This is a genomic window from Citrobacter sp. CK198 (assembly GCF_030333295.1).
Lineage (GTDB): Bacteria > Pseudomonadota > Gammaproteobacteria > Enterobacterales > Enterobacteriaceae > Citrobacter_B > Citrobacter_B koseri.
Map to the genome: position 1 here is coordinate 475,489 of NZ_JAOWGE010000034.1, position 22,118 is coordinate 497,606.

At 56.2% G+C, this 22,118-nt stretch carries 16 protein-coding genes; 5 read left to right on the plus strand and 11 right to left on the minus strand.

Annotated features, from left to right (window positions below):
* Nucleotides 1-31 precede the first annotated feature (31 nt).
* Entirely contained in the window at nt 32-1,063 is a 1,032-nt protein-coding gene (locus OGY62_RS17285) for a LacI family DNA-binding transcriptional regulator (RefSeq protein ID WP_286460328.1), read from the plus strand.
* Here the strand turns inward: OGY62_RS17285 and OGY62_RS17290 are convergent.
* The gene (locus OGY62_RS17290; protein WP_012131669.1) at nt 1,060-2,001 is read right to left on the minus strand and encodes a sugar-binding transcriptional regulator; all 942 of its coding nucleotides are present in this window, start codon (nt 1,999-2,001) and stop codon (nt 1,060-1,062) included. The two genes, OGY62_RS17285 and OGY62_RS17290, sit on opposite strands and share 4 nt — an antisense overlap.
* A gap of 209 nt (nt 2,002-2,210) precedes the next feature.
* Here OGY62_RS17290 and dalD point away from each other — a divergent pair, with 209 nt between their 5' ends.
* The 4 genes from dalD to OGY62_RS17310 all read left to right on the plus strand — a co-directional run bounded on the left by dalD (nt 2,211) and on the right by OGY62_RS17310 (nt 7,107).
* Nucleotides 2,211-3,578, plus strand: a complete 1,368-nt coding sequence (dalD, locus tag OGY62_RS17295; protein ID WP_047462567.1) for a D-arabinitol 4-dehydrogenase — start codon at nt 2,211-2,213, stop codon at nt 3,576-3,578.
* 9 nt (nt 3,579-3,587) lie between these two features.
* On the plus strand, nt 3,588-5,051 hold the full coding sequence (gene xylB / locus OGY62_RS17300; RefSeq protein WP_134769242.1) for a xylulokinase: 1,464 nt from the start codon (nt 3,588-3,590) through the stop codon (nt 5,049-5,051).
* A gap of 67 nt (nt 5,052-5,118) precedes the next feature.
* Nucleotides 5,119-6,396, plus strand: coding sequence for an RbtT/DalT/CsbX family MFS transporter (locus tag OGY62_RS17305; RefSeq protein WP_286460329.1), 1,278 nt, complete (start codon nt 5,119-5,121; stop codon nt 6,394-6,396).
* A gap of 48 nt (nt 6,397-6,444) precedes the next feature.
* Nucleotides 6,445-7,107, plus strand: coding sequence for an HAD family hydrolase (locus OGY62_RS17310; protein WP_286460369.1), 663 nt, complete (start codon nt 6,445-6,447; stop codon nt 7,105-7,107).
* 78 nt (nt 7,108-7,185) lie between these two features.
* On the opposite strand, the gene yegS is transcribed toward OGY62_RS17310, so the two are convergent.
* From yegS to OGY62_RS17360, 10 genes are all read right to left on the minus strand, one after another.
* A complete protein-coding gene (yegS, locus tag OGY62_RS17315) occupies nt 7,186-8,085 on the minus strand; it encodes a lipid kinase YegS (RefSeq protein ID WP_101744013.1) in 900 nt (299 codons plus the stop codon).
* Between the two features lie 146 nt (nt 8,086-8,231).
* Complete coding sequence (locus OGY62_RS17320) at nt 8,232-8,606, minus strand: helix-turn-helix domain-containing protein (RefSeq protein WP_012131676.1); 375 nt, start codon at nt 8,604-8,606, stop codon at nt 8,232-8,234.
* 95 nt (nt 8,607-8,701) lie between these two features.
* On the minus strand, nt 8,702-8,965 hold the full coding sequence (locus tag OGY62_RS17325) for a type II toxin-antitoxin system RelE family toxin (protein WP_012131677.1): 264 nt from the start codon (nt 8,963-8,965) through the stop codon (nt 8,702-8,704).
* Between the two features lie 399 nt (nt 8,966-9,364).
* Nucleotides 9,365-10,726 carry a prephenate-dependent tRNA uridine(34) hydroxylase TrhP gene (gene trhP / locus OGY62_RS17330; RefSeq protein WP_286460330.1) on the minus strand — a complete coding sequence of 454 codons (1,362 nt, stop codon included), beginning with the start codon at nt 10,724-10,726 and terminating at the stop codon, nt 9,365-9,367.
* 209 nt (nt 10,727-10,935) lie between these two features.
* Nucleotides 10,936-11,658 carry an envelope stress response regulator BaeR gene (gene baeR / locus OGY62_RS17335; protein ID WP_012131679.1) on the minus strand — a complete coding sequence of 241 codons (723 nt, stop codon included), beginning with the start codon at nt 11,656-11,658 and terminating at the stop codon, nt 10,936-10,938.
* The gene (baeS, locus tag OGY62_RS17340) at nt 11,655-13,058 is read right to left on the minus strand and encodes an envelope stress sensor histidine kinase BaeS (RefSeq protein ID WP_047462573.1); all 1,404 of its coding nucleotides are present in this window, start codon (nt 13,056-13,058) and stop codon (nt 11,655-11,657) included. Before baeS ends, baeR begins: the two co-directional genes overlap by 4 nt.
* Nucleotides 13,055-14,470, minus strand: coding sequence for an MFS transporter (locus OGY62_RS17345; protein ID WP_286460331.1), 1,416 nt, complete (start codon nt 14,468-14,470; stop codon nt 13,055-13,057). The genes baeS and OGY62_RS17345 overlap by 4 nt, the downstream gene beginning before the upstream one ends.
* Complete coding sequence (gene mdtC, locus OGY62_RS17350; RefSeq protein WP_214318756.1) at nt 14,467-17,553, minus strand: multidrug efflux RND transporter permease subunit MdtC; 3,087 nt, start codon at nt 17,551-17,553, stop codon at nt 14,467-14,469. The genes OGY62_RS17345 and mdtC overlap by 4 nt, the downstream gene beginning before the upstream one ends.
* Entirely contained in the window at nt 17,554-20,676 is a 3,123-nt protein-coding gene (gene mdtB, locus OGY62_RS17355; protein ID WP_012131683.1) for a multidrug efflux RND transporter permease subunit MdtB, read from the minus strand. It abuts the gene before it with no gap.
* Nucleotides 20,676-21,923 carry an MdtA/MuxA family multidrug efflux RND transporter periplasmic adaptor subunit gene (locus tag OGY62_RS17360; protein ID WP_024130190.1) on the minus strand — a complete coding sequence of 416 codons (1,248 nt, stop codon included), beginning with the start codon at nt 21,921-21,923 and terminating at the stop codon, nt 20,676-20,678. Before OGY62_RS17360 ends, mdtB begins: the two co-directional genes overlap by 1 nt.
* Nucleotides 21,924-22,118: the final 195 nt, after the last annotated feature.

Here is a 22,118-nt window from a genome sequence, read left to right on the forward strand (position 1 = left end):
CAAGAGACATTCAAAATGAAGAGGCGATTTTGTGACGCGCGTTGAGAAAACGAAGAAAACAACCATCTACGACCTGGCTGAGTTAACCGGGGTTTCCGCCAGCGCGGTGAGCGCAATTTTGAATGGCAACTGGAAGAAGCGACGCATTAGCGCAAAGCTGGCGGAGAAGGTGACCCGGATTGCTGAAGAGCAGGGATATGCGGTGAACCGACAGGCCAGTCTGCTTCGCAGTAAGAAATCGAATGTCATCGGGATGATTGTCCCGAAATACGACAACCGCTACTTTGGCTCCATTGCTGAAAAGTTTGAAGAGATGGCGCGTGCCAGGGGGCTGCTGCCCATCATTACCTGTACGCGGCGTCAACCGGAGCTGGAGGTTGAAGCGGCGAGGGCGATGCTCTCCTGGCAGGTGGACTGGGTTATCGCCACCGGGGCGACGCACCCGGATAAGATCGCGCAGATGTGTCATCAGGCGGGTGTGCCCACGCTGAACCTCGATCTGCCCGGAACGCTGGCGCCGTCGATTATTTCGGATAACTATGCGGGGGCTAAAGCGCTGACGGAAAGCATTCTCGCCAGCAGCCAAAAGCGGTATGGCGTTTTGGCTCCGCTGACGTTTGTGGGGGGGCGAATCACCGACAATAACACCGCCGAACGTTTGCGCGGCTTCCTCGACGCGCATAAAGCGTGTGGATTGACGGTGCCGGAAACGCAGCAACTGGTTACGGGGTATTCTTCCGCAAGGGTGGAAGGGTTACTGAAATCGGTCTATCCGTCGCCTGATATTCCGCTGCCGGGGCTGTTTGTTAATTCGACAATTTCGCTCGAAGGGGTGGTGCGCTGGCTGGCGCAGAACGGGCAGACAGGAAGCCATCAGCCGCCAATGGGCTGTTTTGACTGGGACCCGTTTGTCTCTCTGCTGGGGCACGATATCGATATGGTGCGCCAGGATGTGCCAGCCATGCTGGACAAAGTGTTTGAGATTGTGGATTCCGGCGACACCACAATACGTCGTATTGAGATCCCGCCGGAATTGATCGCCAGCCAGAACATGGTGCGTTAGCGCGTCAGCAACCAGCGCGCGGTATGTTCATCGGTGACCAGGCCGTTGATCCAGCCGCCTTTCAGTGCGGCGAGGATAGCAGGGCGCTTATCTTCACCGCAGGCCGCCGCAATACGCGGACACTGGCTCTGGCGTATATCGTAGCTGGTGATGTAGCGGTTGATGAGGCTATCTACTACGTTGCCGTCTGCGTCAATAAAGCGGCCAAGTATTTCCCCCACGCCGCCGCGCGCGGTCAGTTCGTCCAGTTGCGCCTCATTGATAAAACCGTCTTTGAAGATAGGACTCTGTTTCCCCAGCGCGCCGATGCCGACAAAAATGACCTCCGACGCTTCGGCGACGGCAGAGACGTTGCGAAACAGACGGCTGGTGCACCACATCTCGTATTCATCACAGGATTGCGCATAGCGTGGCGCGGGCCACTGGTAATATTTGCCCTGAATTTTACGCGCCAGCAACAGTGGGACGTCGTCGTAATAGTTACATTGTCCGTGTTCGTTCATGGCGCTGATCAACGCCACGCAGCGCGTATTGCGACTGTCGAAATCAATGCGTTTGATGGTTTTTTTCAGCGTCAACCCGGAACCAATGCCGACTACCGTCGGTTTGTCGCCCTGTAAGTAGCGGGCCATCAGTTGATAACAGCCAAAGGTTACGCTGTCGAGGGTGCTTTCGCTGCTGTAGGCGGGAACAATATTGCAGTTAATTAACTGATACTTTTCCTGCAAAAGCTGCGCGTAATCGAGGCAGTTCGCGACAGGATGGTGCAGACCAATCGAAACAATGCCTTCCTCCTTCGCCGCAGCGATAAGGCGTTGTACCACCGGTCTTGACGTCCCAAGCTGGCTGGCTATCTCACTTTGGTTTAAACCCGCAATGTAATACATCCATGCGGCCCGGACTTTCTGATCCAGCCTGATGTCATCTTCTTTGCTCACGTTTCCCTACCTTAAGAGTGGCGTTGGGGCGTTAATTTCCCTCAACCGATAAGGTCATTCTGGCGGGTGCTCAGGATTGAGGCAAGCTCTTTGCTCTTTTTCGGTCATTTGTAATTTTATAGAGCAATTGCTCTTTTGTGATCTATGGCTCTTATTTAATACAAATGATCGACTAGAGTGCAGGCATAACCTCACTGGAGAGCAGAACAATGAACGATCAATACACATGGCTTCATATTGGCTTAGGTTCTTTTCACCGCGCCCATCAGGCGTGGTATCTGCATCGTCTGATCGCTTCCGGCGATACGCGCTGGCACATTGCCGCCGGCAATATTCGCAATGACGCCGAGCACGTTGTGCAGGCGCTGGCGGCGCAAAACGGTCGTTATGTGCTGGAAACGGTCAGCCCGGAGGGCGAACGTGAGTACGAAGAGATCACGTCGATTCAGAAACTGCTGCCGTGGCAGGCGGATTTGCAGCCGCTGATTGCCGAAGGCGCCAGAGCGCAGACCAAAGTGATTGCTTTTACCGTGACGGAAGGGGGCTACTACCTGAACACCAGCCACAAGCTGGAAGTGAATAACCCCGATCTGGCGAGCGATCTCAACGGCGGCTGTAAAACGATTTACGGCGTCATTACCCGTATTCTGGAAGCGCGTATGGCCAATAACGCAGGGCCGCTGACGCTGCTCAACTGCGACAACGTGCGTCACAACGGTGAACGGTTCCACGATGGTCTGGTTGAGTTTTTACAACTGACCGGCAAACAGGCGGTGATTGACTGGCTTAGCGCCAATGCGACCTGCCCGAATACGATGGTGGACCGCATCACGCCGCGTCCGGCAGCCGATCTTCCGGCGCGTATCAAAGCGCAGACGGGCATTGATGATAAAGCGCCGGTAATGGGCGAAACCTTTATCCAGTGGGTGGTTGAAGATCGTTTCCGCGATGTGCGCCCTGCGCTGGAAAATGTCGGTGTGGAGCTGGTGACGTCTGTTATCCCGTATGAAGAGGCAAAAATCCGCATCCTCAACTCATCACATAGCTGCATTGCGTGGGCGGGTACGTTAATCGGCCAGCAGTATATTCATGAAAGCACCCTGACGGACTTTATCTACCAGATTGCCGACCGCTACGTGACGGAAGACGTGATCCCTTGTCTGGGAGATAACGGCATCGATCTCCCGACCTATCGTGATGTGGTGCTTAAGCGTTTTACCAACCCGCATATTCAGGATACCAACCAGCGCGTTGCCGCCGACGGATTCTCGAAAATCCCGGCGATGATTGCGCCGACGCTGCGCGAGTGCTATCAGCGCGGTGCACGGCCGAACGCTACCGCTATGCTGCCCGCACTGTTTTACGTCTTTATGGAGCAGTGGCACAAGGGCACGCTGCCTTATGAGTACCAGGACGGCATTCTGGATGCGCCAGCGGTACATGCCATGTTTGAATCCGCCGATCCGATCGCGGCGTATGCCAGTGATAAAGCGCTGTTTGGCGACCTGACGGAACGTGATGATTTCGCCGCGCTGCTGCGCGAGAAAATCGCCGCTGTTCACACGCTGATTAACTGAGAGGTGGCTATGTATCTGGGTATCGATCTCGGCACATCTGAAGTGAAGGCGCTGGTCATTGATGAAAATAATGACATTGTCGCCACCCATAGCGCGCCGCTGACGATTCAGCGGCCCCATCAACACTGGTCAGAGCAATCACCGGAAGCCTGGTGGGACGCGACGGAGTATCTGATGTCCACCCTGCGGGAGAAATGTGGTCATCACTGGCAGGCGATTAAGGCGATCGGTCTTTCCGGTCAGATGCATGGCGCGGTACTGCTTGATGCCGCCGGGAATACGATCCGCCCGGCGATTCTGTGGAATGACACCCGTAGCGCCCAGGAGTGTGCGGAGCTGGAAGAAATCGCCCCAGAGCTGCATCAGGTTGCCGGTAACCTGGCGATGCCGGGGTTTACCGCACCGAAATTGCTGTGGGTGTGTCGCCATGAACCGCAGAATTTTGCCCGCATCGAAACGGTGCTGCTGCCGAAGGATTATCTGCGTTTCAAAATGACGGGTAAAAAAGTCTCCGACATGTCCGATTCGGCAGGGACGCTGTGGCTTGATGTCGAGAAGCGCGACTGGTCGGATGCGCTGTTGGAGAAATGCGGGCTGACGCGGGCCAATATGCCGGTGCTGGTGGAAGGCTGCGATATTTCTGCCACGCTCGATCCCGTCGTCGCACAACGCTGGGGGTTAAACCCTTCGGTGGTGGTCGCCGGGGGCGGCGGAGACAACGCGGTCAGCGCTATTGGCGTTGGCGCGGTATCGCCCGGCGATGCGTTTATTTCACTGGGGACGTCCGGCGTGCTGTTTGTGGTGACGGACGCGTACCGTCCCGCGCCGCAATCCGCAGTACATGCTTTTTGCCACGTCCTGCCGAATTTGTGGCACCAGATGAGCGTAATGCTCAGCGCCGCCAGCTGTCTGCAATGGTTCTGCCGCCTGGTGGGGACAACGGAAACGGAACTGCTGGAAGAAATCGCGCAGTTAAGCGATGCAGAAAAAGCCAGCGCGCCGATGTTCCTGCCGTACCTTTCCGGCGAACGCACGCCGCATAACGATCCTGACGCCCGGGGCATGTTCTGGGGGCTGACGCACTCCAGCCAGCGCGCGCTGATGGGGTATGCGGTGCTGGAAGGCGTCAGTTTCGGCATCGCTGACGGACTCCGTGTTTTGCAGGAGAGCGGTACAAATATCGAACAATGTTCGCTGGTGGGCGGCGGCGCCCGAAGTCCGTTCTGGGCGCAACTGCTGGCAGATATTCTGGATATGCCCGTGGTGACGCACAAAGGCGGAGAAACCGGCGGCGCGCTGGGCGCGGCGCGACTGGCGTGCCTTGCGGCAGGTAAACCGTTGGCGTCCGTTTGCGAAAAACCGGAAGTCTACAAAACCTGGTATGGCGATCCGGTTCGCCACACGGCGCTGATGCAGCGTTATCAGCAGTTTAACGCACTGTACCGAAACGACCTGAACTATCGAAATCAATAATTTCTATAACAAAAGCCCTCCGGTGAATGTACCGGAGTGGCTCCCTGCACCCTAAAACGAGGTCAATATGTCGTTAACTAACAAACAATGGCTGGGATTACCCTTAAGTCTGGTCTGGGGGTATATTGCCATCGCCGTATTCATGACTGGTGATGGTTTCGAGCTGGCATTTTTGTCGCACTACATCAAAGCGCTGGGCTTTACCCCGGCGGAAGCCTCCTTCGCTTTTACGCTATATGGTCTGGCGGCGGCGCTGTCGGCCTGGGTATCCGGCGTAGTGGCGGAGATCATCACGCCGCAAAAAACCATGATGATCGGCTTTGTGCTGTGGTGCGTATTCCACGTATTGTTCCTCGTTTTTGGGCTGGGTCAGTCCAACTACGCCTTAATTCTGCTGTTTTACGGTATTCGCGGTCTGGCGTATCCGCTGTTCCTTTATGCGTTTATCGTCGCCATTGTGCATAACGTCCGTAGCGACAGCACCAGCGCCGCGCTGGGCTGGTTCTGGGCGGTCTACTCTATTGGGATCGGCGTTTTCGGCAGTTATATCCCGAGTTTTACCATTCCGCATATTGGCGAAATGGGCACCCTGTGGCTGGCGCTGGCGTTCTGCCTGACCGGCGGTATTATCGCGCTGGTTTCGCTGCGAAAAATTGAAACGCCGCGCCATATGCAAAACCTCACCACCCGTGAAAAGTTCAGCGAACTGGGGCGTGCGGTCACGCTGCTTTACACCAACCGTAGCATTATGTTGTCCAGCATCGTGCGTATTATCAATACGTTATCGCTGTTCGGTTTTGCGGTGGTCATGCCGATGATGTTTGTGGATGAACTGGGCTTCACCACCTCTGAATGGCTACAGGTATGGGCGGCGTTCTTCTTCACAACCATCTTCTCCAACGTCTTTTGGGGCGTACTGGCAGAGAAAATGGGCTGGATGAAGGTTGTCCGCTGGTTTGGCTGCATCGGGATGGCGCTCTCCAGCCTCGCGTTTTATTACATTCCGCAGCACTTTGGCCATAACTTCGCGATGGCGCTGGTTCCGGCAATCGCGCTGGGGATCTTCGTTGCCGCGTTTGTGCCGATGGCCGCCGTCTTTCCTGCGCTTGAGCCAAAACACAAAGGGGCCGCGATTTCGGTCTACAACCTGTCGGCTGGGCTTTCCAACTTCCTCGCCCCGGCGATCGCCGTGGTGTTGTTACCGCACTTCAGCACCATTGGCGTCGTGATTGCGTATACGTTGCTCTATATTGTGGCGTTTATTCTGTGTCCGTTCATTCGTGTTGAACAACCCGGATTCACGCGTCAGGAGGCATGTGAAGGCGAAACGGTCGGTATTTCTTAATGATGTCGGGCCCGGCTGCGCTGCCGGGTCTTTTTAAGGCGGCAAATGATGAAGAGTAAAGCGGTAATTTTCGACATGGATGGCGTCATCATTGACTCCGAAGGGCTGTGGCGTCAGGCGCAAAAAGACGCGCTGGCAGGCTGGGGAGTAACGGTTAATGACGAGGAGTGTGAAACGTTAACCAAAGGGAAGCGACTGGATGAGATTGCCCGCGTCTGGTGCGAATACTGCCCGTTGCAGACAGACCCCGGGGTGCTGGAGTCGGCCATTCGCAAACGCATTACCGGACTTATTGCAACGGAAGGCGAAGCGATGGACGGCGTCTACGCGGTATTGCATCATTTTCGCCACGGGGGGTATCGGATTGCGCTGGCTACGTCATCATCCCATCAGGTTATTGAGGCTGTTCTCTCTAAACTTAATCTCCGGGGGCATTTTGACGTCATTTGCAGCGCCGACGATGAACTCTACGGCAAACCGCACCCGGCGGTGTATCTCTCCGCGCTGAAAAAGCTGAGCCTGCCCGCCGCAGAGTGTCTGGTGATTGAAGACAGCCTGAGCGGTTTTCGCGCCGCGCAGGCCGCCGGAATTGATACCATCGTGGTGTCTGACGGCTGCCAGCACCCCTGCTTTAGCGAGGCCATCGGGCGCTACACGTCAATGCCGCAACTCCTGGAGACGCTGGCCCCGCCGGTTAGGGCCGCAGGGTAAATGACCCGTTTGTGAGCGCAGAGGTTCCGGGATGTCGCCGGTCTGATTATCCCTCTCTGCGCTTACTTTCTTTTTTCGTTAGCGCAGTAACGGGCAGTCTGGCGGCAAACGGCAACGCAGCGCGTTGGGAAGTATTTCAATATGAAATTCCTGACCACTGAGCGGCTCGCCATCAAGGTTAAAAGTGATCTCATGCGGAGCCTGAATATCAAACCAGGCGGATGCGCCATCGACAATGTTGGGATTCTCTTCCGGCTGCGTCAATGTGGAAAACAGCGCCGGAAGCAGCTCCTCCCCGGTGAAGATCCGCAGTTGCAGCAGCCCGTCATTAATGAGTGCGCCAGGGCAGAGCTGTTGTCCGCCACCGGCCTGACGACCATTACCAATGCCAATCACCAGCGCATCGCCCTGCCAGTGAAAGTTCTCGCCGCGAATCTCACAGCGATCGGGCTTGAGGGTGTCCATGCGCATCAGCCCATGAATAAAGTAAGAGACGCCGCCCAGCGCGGCCTTGAGTTTTTCCGGCGTTTCGGTGGTGATGCGCGTCCCGAAACCCCCTGTCGCCATATTAATAAAGCAGGTTTTATCGTTGACCTGAGCGATATCGATCGCAACCGCGTTACCGGCAATCGCCAGTTTTAAGGCTTTATCCAGCGCTTCCGGGATGCCGGCGCTGGTGGCGAAGTCATTGGCCGTGCCCAGAGGCAAAATGCCAAGCGCGGGAACGTTGCCGCCCTGACACTGAATCAGCGCGGCGGAAACCTCATTGATGGTGCCGTCGCCGCCGCCCGCAATAACTGTCTCAACGCCAAGCTGTCTGGCTTCATTAACATAACGCTGGGCATCGCCTTTTTCCCAGGTGACCCGGACGTGAATCTCCACGCCCTCATCGCGAAGTAGCCCTATCGCGTCGCGCAGGGGCTGATTATCAGCGCCTTTGCCATTTAAAATCAGTAAGCTGGCGGGAAACGTAGCCATCCTTTGTTTGCCTCTGTCGTTAACCTGTTGAAAGTGTATAGCAGAAAAGGCGCGGAAAGGTCAGAACAGGCTGAAAATGAATCAGGAGCGTAAAGGAAAGGATAAAGACTCAGCCAAAAAAGCCCCGGTTTCCGGGGCTTTTTTGGCTATTCGAGGATGAGTTGCTCGGGAGCGCAGTTATACAGTTTTGCTAATCTTTCGATGTTATCTTTACGTGGGCGTTCTGACTTCTCAAACTCTGAGACAGTCGCCTGTTTGATGCCCAGGGCTTCCGCAACCTGTTTTTGCGTCATCCCTCTGTAAATGCGCCATGCCGCTTGCATGGTGCAATTTCGCTCAGAAAGAATGCTGATCACTTCGTTGGGGTAACGAACATTATCAGATGCGCCTGATTCGTCTTGTACAGTGTCATACAGTTCATCAAGATCTCTGTCGCTAACTAACTTTTCGAAGAGGTCAATTGGCACAACAGCAGAGACTCTGCGGCCTCGACTGTCTGTAATAAATTGGATAGCGGCCATAAGATTACCTTTTTTACATTTACATGCTAATAGTTGTTGTCGGTTAATTAACAAATTGTTTACAGATGGAAACGGGCGGGTTTCCCCGCCGTCTGTCAGTAGGTTGATGAGCTACGGCGTAATATGCGCTGAATTTCAACGATCAGCGGTTCTCCGTTTACAAATACGAAGAGAACTCGATAGCTTTTCACCCTTAATCTGTACTGCCCGTCTTGATCCGTGAGTTTTTTGATATCCAGAGAGCTAATGTCTGGGTATAACTGCATGGCGTTTACTTTCTCACGTACAGCTTTTTGATCATCAGCAGGTAGCTTTCGCAGATCCTTAACGGCTCTACCCGTCCAGAGTATCTGGGTCATAAAACATCCCCTGTAAAACAAATTGTTAAAGAGCACACCCTACATGGCAGGCCTTAAATATAGGGTTTTAACCCTATATTGTCAAATTATACCTCTATTTTTATAGGGGAACGGCGCTGAGTGAACAAGGCGTGTGTGCCAAAAACACATGGATGTGAAACGAGAATGGAACAACTAAGATGTGGATACTGGAGGGAATGGCTCTTTTCCAGTGTGCAACGATGAGATAAAAAATAAGCCTGCGTAAGGGAGATTACGCAGGCTAAGGAGGTGGTTCCTGGTACAGCTAGCATTTATGGGTTATGTTTTTCAGCGCCTCGGATAATACCCGTAATGAACGAGGCGGTATGTGATCGATTTCTAAGAATCTTCCCATAATGAAAAAATAACGTGGATTAACTACTTAGCGTGTGGATTCCGCGTGGATTCGCCGGAAAAATTACGCATTAACAACGCATAATTCAGATCCATATCCTGCGGCACCGGCATCCAGACGGTGTAGCCATCGCCAGGCGCCACCGGCATTGCTTCACCTTTGGCGTTTTCCATATGCTCCAGAGTGAAGTTGACGTTCCCCTGCGGCGTCATCAGCTCCAGGCTGTCGCCGATGGAGAATTTGTTCTTCACGGCAACGGCAGCAAGGGCGCCTTTACGCTCGCCGGTGAACTCACCCACGAACTGCTGACGTTCAGAAACAGAGTAACCGTACTCGTAATTCTGGTAGTCATCATGCGTGTGGCGGCGCAGAAAGCCTTCGGTGTAACCGCGATGCGCCAGGCCTTCCAGCGTTTCCAGCAGTTGCGGATCAAACGGCTTGCCCGCAGCGGCATCGTCGATCGCTTTGCGATAAACCTGAGCGGTACGCGCACAGTAGTAGAAGGATTTGGTACGGCCTTCGATTTTCAGTGAGTGCACGCCCATTTTGGTCAGGCGCTCAACGTGAGCAATGGCGCGCAGATCTTTCGAGTTCATGATGTAGGTGCCGTGTTCATCTTCGAACGCGGTCATGTATTCGCCCGGACGCTGAGCTTCTTCGATCATAAACACTTTGTCGGTCGGTGCGCCGATACCCAGCGTCGGCTCGACGTTCTGTACCGGAATCGGTTCGTATTTATGGACGATGTTGCCCACGACGTCTTCTTTCCCTTCCTGCACGTTATATTCCCAACGGCAGGCGTTGGTGCAGGTTCCCTGGTTCGGATCGCGTTTGTTGATGTAGCCAGAGAGCAGGCAACGACCGGAGTAGGCCATGCACAGCGCGCCGTGTACGAAGATTTCGATCTCCATTTCCGGCACCTGTTGACGAATCTCTTCAATCTCTTCCAGCGACAGTTCGCGGGAAAGAATAACGCGGGTCAGCCCCATCTGGTTCCAGAACTTCACCGTTGCCCAGTTTACGGTGTTGGCCTGCACCGAAAGGTGAATCGGCATCTCCGGGAAGTTTTCACGTACCAGCATGATAAGCCCAGGATCGGACATGATCAGCGCATCCGGCCCCATTTCCACAACCGGTTTAAGATCGCGAATAAAGGTTTTCAGTTTCGCGTTATGCGGCGCAATGTTCACGACCACATAGAATTTTTTGCCAAGCGCGTGGGCTTCGTTAATGCCGAGCTGCAAATTCTCGTGGTTAAATTCGTTGTTGCGCACGCGCAGGGAGTAACGCGGCTGGCCCGCATACACGGCATCTGCGCCATAAGCGAAAGCGTAACGCATATTTTTCAGCGTTCCCGCCGGGGAAAGGAGTTCCGGTTTAAACATAATTTTCTCGTTCTGATGACAGGTCAGATCCGCTTCACTGAATGAGGCGGTTAGGGGAGTGCCCCTACGTTAAGGGCGGGCATTGTAGCGCTGTGGGGGAGGCAGGTAAAGAAAAACGCCGGATGGCGGCGTAGCGCCTTCTCTGGCCGACAACGCTCTTATTTGTCGGCCGGATCAGCGGAGCGTCATCCGGCTATTGCAGGCGTGACTTATGCAATCCGGCAGGTATCCGCTTCCCAGCGATACCCGACGCCGTATACCGCACGGATGAACGACTGTTCGGCGTCCAGCGATTCCAGCTTGCGGCGCAGGTTTTTGATGTGGCTGTCAATGGTGCGGTCCGTCACCACGCGATAATCATCGTAGAGATGATTAAGCAGCTGCTCGCGGGAGAAGACTTTCCCCGGCTCGTGAGACAGCGTTTTCAACAGGCGAAACTCTGCGGGGGTCAGGTCGAGCATCTTGCCGCGCCAGGATGCCTGAAAACGGCCTTCATCAACAATCAGCGGGCTTTGCGCGTCCAGCTGTTGCAGCTCACGCTGCGGCTTGCAGCGGCGCAAAATCGTTTTCACGCGGGCGACCACCTCACGGGGGCTGTAAGGTTTGCAGATGTAATCATCGGCGCCAATCTCCAGCCCAAGCAGTCGGTCGATCTCTTCAATCTTTGCCGTGACCATCACGATGGGCACGTCAGAAAAACGGCGAATTTCCCGGCACAGCGTCAGGCCGTCCGTACCTGGCAGCATTAAGTCCAGCAGGATCAGGTCTGGCGGCGTTTGATGCACATACTGCAATACCTGATCGCCATGACTGATTAGCGTGGGGGCATAGCTTGCGGCGCGCAGATAGTCGATCAGCAGTTGTCCCAGCTTGGGTTCATCTTCCACGATTAAAATACGCGGCGTGTTTTCATCAATGGGTAACTCAGTCATACATCTCTCTGTAAATCGCGTTCCAGCGGTAACTCTACTGTAATGCTAAGCCCGCCAAAAGGCGAATGGGACGCCCGGATACGACCATTATGCGCTTGTACGATATTGTCGCAAATCGCCAGTCCCAGACCGGACCCGCCGCTGGCGCGGTTGCGGGAGCCTTCTGTGCGGTAGAAACGTTCAAACAGCTTTTGTAACTGCTCATCGCGAACGCCGGGCGCGGAATCGGCGAACGTTAACAGCAGCATGTTGTCGCGCTGCTCGGCGGAAATGTGCAGGCTGCCGCCGCTGTCGGTGTAGCGCAGACTATTTTCCAGCAGATTATTGAATAACTGCATCAGACGATCCGGATCGCCGAATACCATTACGCTGTCAGGAAGGGAAAAGTGTAACGTCAGCCCACGGCTGGCGAAGCGCTCGCGAAACGCGCCGCCTGCCACCTCCAGCAGGGGAATCAGGTCCACCGATGTTTTCTGGTACGCCAGCGCGCCTTCATCGGACATAGAAAGCTGATGCAGATCGTCAACCAGCTTGGTGAGCGTGCCGACTTCAGCCTGGAGCGAGGCCACCGATTCGGGCGTAAACTGGCGGACTCCGTCCTGGATAGCCTCCAGCTCACCGCGCAATACCGCCAGCGGCGTGCGCAGTTCGTGGGAGATATCCGCCATAAAATCGCGGCGCATTTGCTGATTTTTTTCCAGCGTGCTGGCGAGCTGGTTAAAATCCTGCGCCAGTTTACCCAGTTCATCCGCGCTGGTCGGCGTTACGCGCGTCGTGAAGTCGCCTGCGGCCAGTTTGTGCGTGCCTTCCACCAGCCGCTTAACGGGCGCCAGCAACCCGCGCGCCAGCGGAAACGTCGCCAGCGCCGCCAGCAGAGTCGACAACGCCACGATCAGCCAGCTGGTACGGCGCTGTTGCTTATCAAAATTAATATCGGTATTGCGCGTCAGTCGCTCAACGGGAGAGGCAATCACCGCGCCAACCTCCACACCGTTTACGTGAATAGCCCGGCGGGTGCCGTCACGCGGGACTGGCGCTCGCGGGCCGACCAGCACATTGGCGTGTTGATCGACGACCCAAAATTGGGTTCGCCAGCCATGCGGCGGCATCCCGGGGCCGGGTTTGTTATCGTCGTTGTCATGCTCAAAAGAGCGCAGGATCTGGAAAACGAAGCGATCGTTATTGCGTAAAAAACGCCAGTTGCCGTGCAGCGAGTACTGCTCGCCCAGCGCGTCGCCGAGCATCTGCAACCGCTGTTCGTTGCCATGTTTGATGTAGTCGATAAACCCACGCTCAAAGCTGATGCGTACGGCCCAGTGCATGCTGATCAGCAAGACAATGCAGGTGGCGAAAATCGCCAGAAACAATTTGCCGGTAATACCGGGCCGCCAGAACTTCATTGCGTGCTCCTTTTGCGTCGTGAAATGACGGCGTTTTTATGCGTGTCGTTCGGCACCCGGGAGAAGATGAGTGCGGGCAGCGCGATAATCAGGGCCATGCACAGCCAGGTATACATAAACACCGTGTGGCTCGCGCCGCTGTCGGCCGCGATATGTTGTTGACCAAACATGCCCAGCAGCAGCCCGGCGATGGTCACGCCAATACTCATCGACAGCTGCATGATCATGGACAGCAAGCTGTTGCCGCTGCTGGCGAGTTCATCGGGCAGATCTTTGAGCGTTAAGGTGTTCATGGATGAAAAACGGGTGGAGTTGACCATGCCTTGCAGGAACAGCACAAAGGGCAGGGCGTAATACCAGCCAAGCATCGCAACGCTCATAAACAGCAGGCTGACCAGCGACAGGCCGAGGGTGGTGGCGACCAGTACGCGACGATAGCCAAAGCGGTTTACCACCTGTACGACGATACGTTTCATTCCCATGCTGCCGAGTACCATCGGGATCATCATCAACCCGGCATGAAACGGCGAGAACCCCAGACCAATCTGCAAAAAGACCGGCGTCATGAAGGGCAGCATGCCGCTCCCGACGCGCCCGGCGAAGCTACCAGACAGGCCCAGCGAGAAGGTGTGGGTGCGAAACAGCGCCAGACTAAACAGCGCGCGCGGATTGTTTTTGGCGTGTTTCAGGTAGAGCGCAATCGCCAGGATGCCGCACAACACCAGTGCGCCCAGTGAGAGAGGCGAGAGCCCCGTGCCTTTGCTGCCGTCCAGCGCCATCGTCAGTACCGCCATGCCGACGGCCAGCAGGAGGAACCCTGAAAGATCGAAGCGCCGGGTTTGCATGGTGTAGTTCGGCATCAGCATGAGCGTCGCAATCGCCCCGACAATGCCGACCGGAATGTTAATCAGGAAAATCCAGTGCCAGGAGGCGTACTCGACCAGAATGCCGCCCAGCGCCGGGCCGAGCAGCGGCCCGACCTGACCGGGCAGCGTGACGAACGTCATTGCCGCCATATATTGTTCGCGCGGAACGATCTTCATGACCGTCAGTCTGCCGACTGGCACCATCATGGCGCCGCCCACGCCCTGTAAAACGCGCGCCAGCACCAGTTCATTCAGCGTGCTGGACCAGGCGCAAAATAGCGATCCCAACGTAAACAGCACAATGGCGGTAAAGAAGATATTACGCACGCCGACTTTATCTGCCAGCCAGCCGCTGGCAGGCAGCATTACCGCCACGGTCAGTACATAGGAAACCACGACCATGTGCATATGTAGCGGGCTTTCCCCCAGACTGAGCGCCATAGAGGGAAGCGCGGTGTTGACGATTGTGGTATCCAGCGATTGCATAAAAAAGCCGAATGCCACAATCCAGAGTTGCCAGCGTGTGCTGTCAGGAAGTTCTGTCATGGCTCTGTTATGGATTCCGGTTTGCTATTATTACGTGAAAAACGCAGCCGCAGACGGTCGAAAAAGAGATAGACCACCGGGGTGGTATAGAGCGTCAGCAGCTGGCTCATCACCAGTCCGCCCACGATCGTAATCCCTAATGGTTGACGTAACTCTGAACCATCGCCCCCGGAGATAACCAGCGGCAGCGCGCCAAACAGCGCCGCCAGCGTGGTCATCATGATTGGGCGAAAACGCAGCAGGCAGGCCTGGAAAATCGCCTGTTCCGGCGTCAGGTTGCCATTTCTCTGCGCCTCAAGCGCAAAATCGACCATCATGATGGCGTTTTTCTTCACAATGCCAATTAATAGCATGATCCCGATGAGCGCGATTAGGCTGAACGGGGCATTGAACAGCTCCAGCGCCAGTAGCGCCCCCACGCCTGCGGAGGGGAGGGTAGAGAGGATGGTCAGCGGATGAACATAACTTTCATACAATATCCCCAACACAATATAGACCGTCGCGATCGCCGCCAGGATCAGAATCACCTGCGAATTCATCGTCTCCTGGAAAACCTGTGCCGTTCCGGCGAAACTGCCGCGCACCGTTGACGGTACGCCAAGCTGTGTCATCGCCCGGTTGATGGCTTCCGTCGCTTCGGACAGCGACGTGCCCGTAGGCAGGTTAAACGCGATAGTCGAGGCGGCGGACAACCCCTGGTGATTCACTGACAGCGGTGCATTGGCGGGCTGCCATTTTGCAAAATAAGAGAGCGGAATCGCCTTCCCGTCGCTGTTAATGACGAACATCTTCTCCAGCGCGCTGATGTCCTGGGTATAGCGTGAGTCAACCTCCATCACAACCTTATACTGGTTCATCGGCTGATAGATGGTGGAAATTTGCCGTTGACCGAAGGCATTATTCAGCAGACTGTTGGCGGCCTGCACGTCGATCCCCAGCCGGGACATGGTTTCGCGGTCGTAAATCAGGTTCATCTCCGCGCCGTTATCTTGCTGATCGGAGTTAACGTCCGCCAGTTGGGGGAGCGCCGCCAGCGCTTTACGGATTTTCGGCTCCCATTCCCGCAGCGCGCTTAAATCATCAGACAGCAGGGCGTACTGGTAGCTGGCGTTAGCCTGCCGCCCGCCGACGCGGATATCCTGCACCGCCATCAGAAACAGGTTTGCGCCCGGCTCTTTTGCCAGCGCGACCCGCAGCCGGTCGATAACCTGCTGCGCCGTTTCATGGCGCTCGCCGCGTGATTTCAGCGTAATAAACATCATCCCGCTGTTGACCCGCGAACCGCCGGTGAACCCGGTCACGTTGTCGACCGCCGGATCGTCGCGAATGATCTTCATAAAGTCCTGAAGTTTGCCGCGCATCGCCTGAAACGAAATACTCTGGTCAGCCTGAATGCCGCCCATCAGTACGCCCGTATCCTGTTCGGGGAAGAAGGTTTTGGGGATGGAAATATAGAGCCAGATATTCAGCGCAATGGTGCCCAACAAGACGACGCCCACCAGCCGCGTATGGTTTAGCACCCATTTCAGCGATGTGCCGTACCCTTGTTGCAGGCCAGTCAGCAGACGGCCAAAGCCGCGGCTTCGCGTCTGCTCGCGAGGCTTGCTGGACTTCAGCATCCAGCCGCACATCATGGGGGTTAGCGTGAGCGAGACGAGCAGCGAGATGCCGATCGCCACCGAAAGGGTGACGGCAAACTCGCGTAATAATCTTCCGGGCAATCCCCCCATCAGCAAGAGCGGCAGGAATACCGCCACCAGGGAGAGGCTCATGGAGAGCACCGTAAAGCCAACTTCACGCGTTCCCTGAAGCGCCGCCTGCAAGGGCTTCATGCCGGCTTCAAGATGGCGGGAGATATTTTCCAGCACCACAATGGCGTCATCGACGACAAAACCGGTGGCGATAGTCAGCGCCATCAGCGACAGGTTGTTCAGGCTAAAACCGCACAGGTACATTGCGGCGAAGGTGCCAATCAGCGACACGGGAACCGCAACGGCAGGAATCAACGTTGCGCGCCCGGAGCGCAGGAATAAAAAGACCACCAGAATGACCAGCGCGACGGAAATAACCAGCGTCTGCTCCACTTCCTCCAGCGAGGCGCGAATCGTCGGGGAACGATCCTGAGCGATTTGCAGGTCAATTGAGGCGGGAATCAGCGTTTGTAATTCCGGGAGCTTCTCGCGAATGCTGTCTACCGTCTGGATGATATTGGCTTCCGGCAGCTTGCGAATCATCAGCAAAATCGCCGGTTTGGCGTTGGTCATCCCGGCGTTACGCACATCCTGTACCGAGTCAGTTACCGTGGCGACATCGCCCAGACGCACGGCGGCGCCGTTGTTGTAGTGGATAATCAACGGCTGGTATTCCGTCGCCGTTTTCAGTTCATCATTTGTCTGAACCTGCCAGCGATGAGTCTTGTCGTCGATCGCGCCCTGTGGCTTACGCACGTTGGCATTGCTGATGGCGCTGCGCACGTCATCCAGCGATACGCCCTGATTAAACAACGCCTGCGGGTTAAGCCCCACGCGCACGGCGGGCAGCGAACTGCCGCCGACATCCACATCGCCGACGCCGTCAATTTGCGCGATTGTCTGCGCCAGCTGCGTTGAGGCGAAGTCATACAACTCTCCCTGCGACCAGGTGTCCGATGTGAGCGTCAGAATCATAATCGGCGCGTCGGACGGGTTGGCTTTACGGTAGGTCGGGCGGCTGGGCATCCCGCTGGGCAGCAGACTCTGTGCGGCATTAATTGCCGCCTGCACGTCACGCGCCGCGCCGTTGATATCGCGGTCAAAGTTAAACTGAAGAATAATTCGCGTGCTGCCCAGCGAGCTGCTGGAGGTCATCTCACTGACTCCCGCGATGCGTCCGAGCGAACGCTCCAGCGGCGTGGCGACCGACGACGCCATGGTTTCCGGCGAAGCGCCCGGAAGCGATGCGCTCACCATAATGACCGGAAAATCCACCTGCGGCAGCGGGGCGACCGGCAATAACCGGAAACCCAGCACGCCGCAGAGCGTAATGGCGATGGAGATTAAAATGGTCGCCACCGGGCGGTAAATGAAAAGGGCGAAAAATTTCATTTACGCCTCCTCTTCCTGGCGGGGGAAGCGGCTTTTCACATACAGCGACAGGCGGTCGAACAGCAGATAGATGACGGGCGTGGTGAACAGGGTTAAGACCTGGCTGACCAGCAGGCCGCCTACCATGCCAATCCCTAACGGGCGGCGTAATTCCGCGCCTGTGCCGGTACTTAACATCAATGGCAGTGCGCCTAACAGTGCCGCCAGCGTGGTCATCAGAATCGGGCGAAAACGCAGCAGACAGGCCTGGAAAATCGCATCACGCGGCGCCATTCCCTGCTCGCGCTCGGCGGCCAGGGCGAAGTCGATCATCATGATGGCGTTCTTCTTCACAATACCGATCAACAAAATGATCCCGATGATGGCAATCACGTCCAGTTCACTACCGGCAATCATGAGCGCCAGCAGCGCCCCGACGCCTGCCGTCGGCAGGGTGGAGAGGATCGTGATTGGATGGATAAAGCTTTCGTACAGCACGCCAAGCACGATATACATCGCCACCACTGCCGCCACGATCAGCCAGACGGTGCTGCCGAGCGCGGCCTGGAAGGCCAGCGTGCTGCCCTGGAACTGGGTGGTGATATCGACTGGCAGGTTGACCGTTTTCTCCGTGTCCAGAATGGCCTGTACCGCATCGCCGAGCGAATAATTATCCGGCACGTTAAACGAGAAGGTCGTTACCGGGAATTGATCCAGGTGATTAATGGAAAGCGGCGCGAAACGTTGCTCGATTTTGGCGATGGCGCTAAGCGGCACAATCCCGCCGTCGCTGCTGGTCAGACGGATGGTGTCCATTGCCGCCAGCCCTGGCGTGGTGTCGGTGTTATGTTCCAGCACGACGCGATATTGATTCGCCTGGGTGTAGATGGTCGAAATCAGGCGCTGGCCAAAGGCGTTATACAGGGCGTTATCGACATCCGCCATGCTGATGCCAAGACGGCTGGCGCTGTCGCGGTCAACGTTCACATACGCCACCAGACCTTTGTCCTGCCAGTCGCTGCTGACGTCAGAAAGCTGCGGAAGCTGCTGGAGTTTTTCCATCAGCTGCGGCACCCAGGTGCTGAGCGCGTCCAGTGAGGTGGCCTGTAGCGTAAACTGGTACTGCGTGCGGCTCACCTGAGTATCAATGGTGAGATCCTGCGTTGGCTGGAGGTAGAGATCGACGCCGGGTACTTTCGCCACGGCGTGTTGCAGGCGGGCGATGACTTTCTGTACCCGATCGTCACGTTCATTCAGCGGCTTAAGGTTAATTTGCAGACGCGCGCTGTTCAGCGCCGGGTTGGTACCATCAACGCCGACAAAGGCGGTCAGGCTTTCTACCGCCGGGTCTTTTAAAATCACATCAGACACCTGGCGCTGGCGCTGGGCCATACTGGCGAACGAGCTGGATTGTGGAGCCTGCAATGTGCCCTGAATAATGCCGTTATCCTGCACCGGGAAGAACCCTTTCGGGATAAAGACCCACAGCATGATGCTGAGAAGCAGGGTGCCGAGCGCCACGCTCAGCGTCAGCCACGGATGGTTGAGCACTTTTGCCAGCCACTGACCGTATTTCTCAATGACGCGATCAAACATTTTTTCCGCCGCGCGGGAGAAGCGGTTTTGCTTGCGCAGCGACGCCTGGCTGAGCATCCGGGCGCACATCATGGGCGTCAAGGTCAGCGACACGACGGCGGAGATCAGGATCGCTACCGCCAGCGTGACCGCAAATTCGCGGAACAAACGCCCGACGATATCGCCCATGAATAACAGCGGGATCAGTACCGCAATCAGCGAGAAGGTTAATGAAATAATGGTAAAGCCGATTTCGCCAGCGCCTTTGAGCGCCGCCGCCAGCGGTTTTTCCCCTTTCTCGATGTAACGCGAAATGTTCTCAATCACCACAATCGCGTCGTCCACGACGAAGCCGGTGGCGATGGTCAGCGCCATTAGCGTCAGATTATTGATCGAAAAATCGAGAAAGACCATTACCGCAAAAGTGCCGATCAGCGATAACGGCACGGCGACGCCCGGAATGATTGTGGCGGGGACATTACGCAGGAACAGGTAGATGATCATCACCACCAGCGCAATCGCCAGCATCAGTTCGAACTGGGTGTCGGTAACGGAAGCGCGAATGTTGGTGGTGCGATCCGACAGCACGGTGACATTGACCGATTTTGGCAGGCTTTCCGTAAGCTGCGGCAGCATCTGACGAATGCTGTCCGCCGTGGAGATAATGTTGGCGCCGGGCTGGCGCTGCACATTCATCACAATGGCCTGTTCTTTATTGGCCCACGCGCCGAGCCAGCTGTTTTCCGCGCCTTGTTCGACCGTTGCCACATCGCCCAGACGTACCGGCGCGCCGTTCTGCCAGGCGATGATTAACTGGCGATACTCATCGACAGACTGCATCTGATCGTTAGCAGAGAGCGTGACCGCGCGAGTTGGGCCATCAAGACTCCCTTTCGCCGAGTTGACGTTGGCGCTGGTGATGGCGGCGCGAACCGTCTCGCTGGTAAGCCCCAGCGCGGCAATCGCCTGCGCATTCAGCTTCACACGCACGGCCGGGCGTTGGCCGCCGGACAGCGTGACCAGCCCTACGCCGGATACCTGGGAAATTTTCTGCGCCACCCGGGTTTCCACCATGTCTTCCACCTGCGTCATGGGCATGGCGGTTGAGGTGACGGCCAGCGTCATGATCGGTGGATCTGCCGGGTTAACTTTGCTGTATACCGGCGGGTTAGGCAGATCGCTCGGCAGCAGGTTTGTGGCCGCGTTAATGGCGGCCTGTACTTCCTGCTCGGCGACATCCAGCGGCAGAGTCAGCTGGAACTGCAACGTTACAACCGATGCGCCGCCGGAACTTTGCGACGACATCTGTTTCAGGCCGGACATTTGCCCGAACTGGCGTTCAAGCGGCGCGGTGACGGCGGAGGTCATCACATCCGGGCTGGCGCCGGGGTAGAGCGTTACCACCTGAATGGTGGGGTAGTCCACCTCCGGCAATGCGGCGACGGGCAGGAAGCGGTAACCGATAATCCCGGCGAGTAAAATCGCCACCATCAGCAGCGTGGTTGCGACAGGGCGCATAATAAACAGGCGCGACGGGCCGCCTGTGCTGCTCGGAGGTAACACCTGCATCAGGAGCGTACTCCTTTCTTACCGTATTCCCGATTCGTGGCTTTATCTTCTTTCGCCGCAGGCGCTTGCGCTTCCACCACTTCGACTTTCGCCCCATCCGTCAGACGATCGATCCCGTCCGTCACGACGCGATCGCCTGCCGACAGCCCGGCGCTGATTACCACGTTCTGACTGTCCTGAATACCCGGTTTAACCAGATGCTTGCTGACTTTGTTCTCATCATTTAGCACCCAGACAAAGTGGCCTTCGTTACCCATTTGCACGGCCGCTGTCGGTATCACCACCGCGTTTTGCTGCGTGTCGACCAGCATGCGGGCGTTAACAAACTGGTTAGGGAACAGCGCGTCATCCTGGTTGTTAAAACGGGCTTTGATTTTGATGGTGCCGGTCGTGGCGTCGATTTGGTTGTCCAGGCTGAGCAGTACGCCGTCGCTTAATTTCTGTGAGTTAGTGCGATCCCAGGCTTCAACGGTCAATGTTTTGCCCGTTTTTTGCGCCTGTACGACGGTGGCGATATCGCTTTCCGGCAAGGTAAAAATCAGATCGATTGGGTGCGTCTGGGTGATAACGACAATGCCTGTGGTATCGCCGCTGGAAATTTGATTACCGACATCCACCTGTTTTAACCCCACGCGACCCTCTACCGGTGCGGTGATGCGGCTCCAGTCAAGCTGCAACTGCGCGCTGGCGACGCTGGCTTCATCGGCCTTAATGGTGCCTTCTGTTTCGCTGACCAGCGCCTGTTGCGCGTCCAGCTCCTGGCGGGAGACAAGGTTGGTTTTCACCAGCTGTTGATAGCGCGCTAAATCGCGACGGGCATTCGCCAGCGTGGCTTTGTCTTTCGCGAGCTGCCCCTGCGCTTGCGCTAAGGCGACTTTAAACTGGCTGGGATCGATTTCCGCCAGCAGATCGCCTGCTTTGACCTGTTGTCCTTCCTGGAAGTGCAGCGCCATCAGTTGACCATCCACGCGGCTGCGTACCGTGACGGTATTGGCGGCAGCGATCGTGCCCAGCCCGGTCAGATAGCGTGGTACGGCTTGTTCCGTTGCGGTGGCCGCCTGAACCGGCGCCAGCGGGCCGGAACGCATGCCGCGACGTCCTGCGCCAGCCTGACGTTGCGCATGTTCGTTAGCGCCCGGCGCATTCCCCTGGGTTTCGCTGCGACTATGCCAGAACTCGTACACGGCAATGGCCGCCACAACGACCACGATTGCTATCACCCAGCGGGATTTTTTACTGCCTTTCATCGTTATAAGTTTCTCATCCTGAAACGTTTCGCGGAATGATACTAGTTTAGTCATCCATAACGGGAGAAAAATGGAGGAATTATGAAACACTGTCTGGATTCGTCTGAATGACGTCGGCCTTTGCGAGGCGTTACGCAACAATTACCCATGAAAAACACGGATATTTACTCTTACGTTAGAGTGGCGGCACGGCAA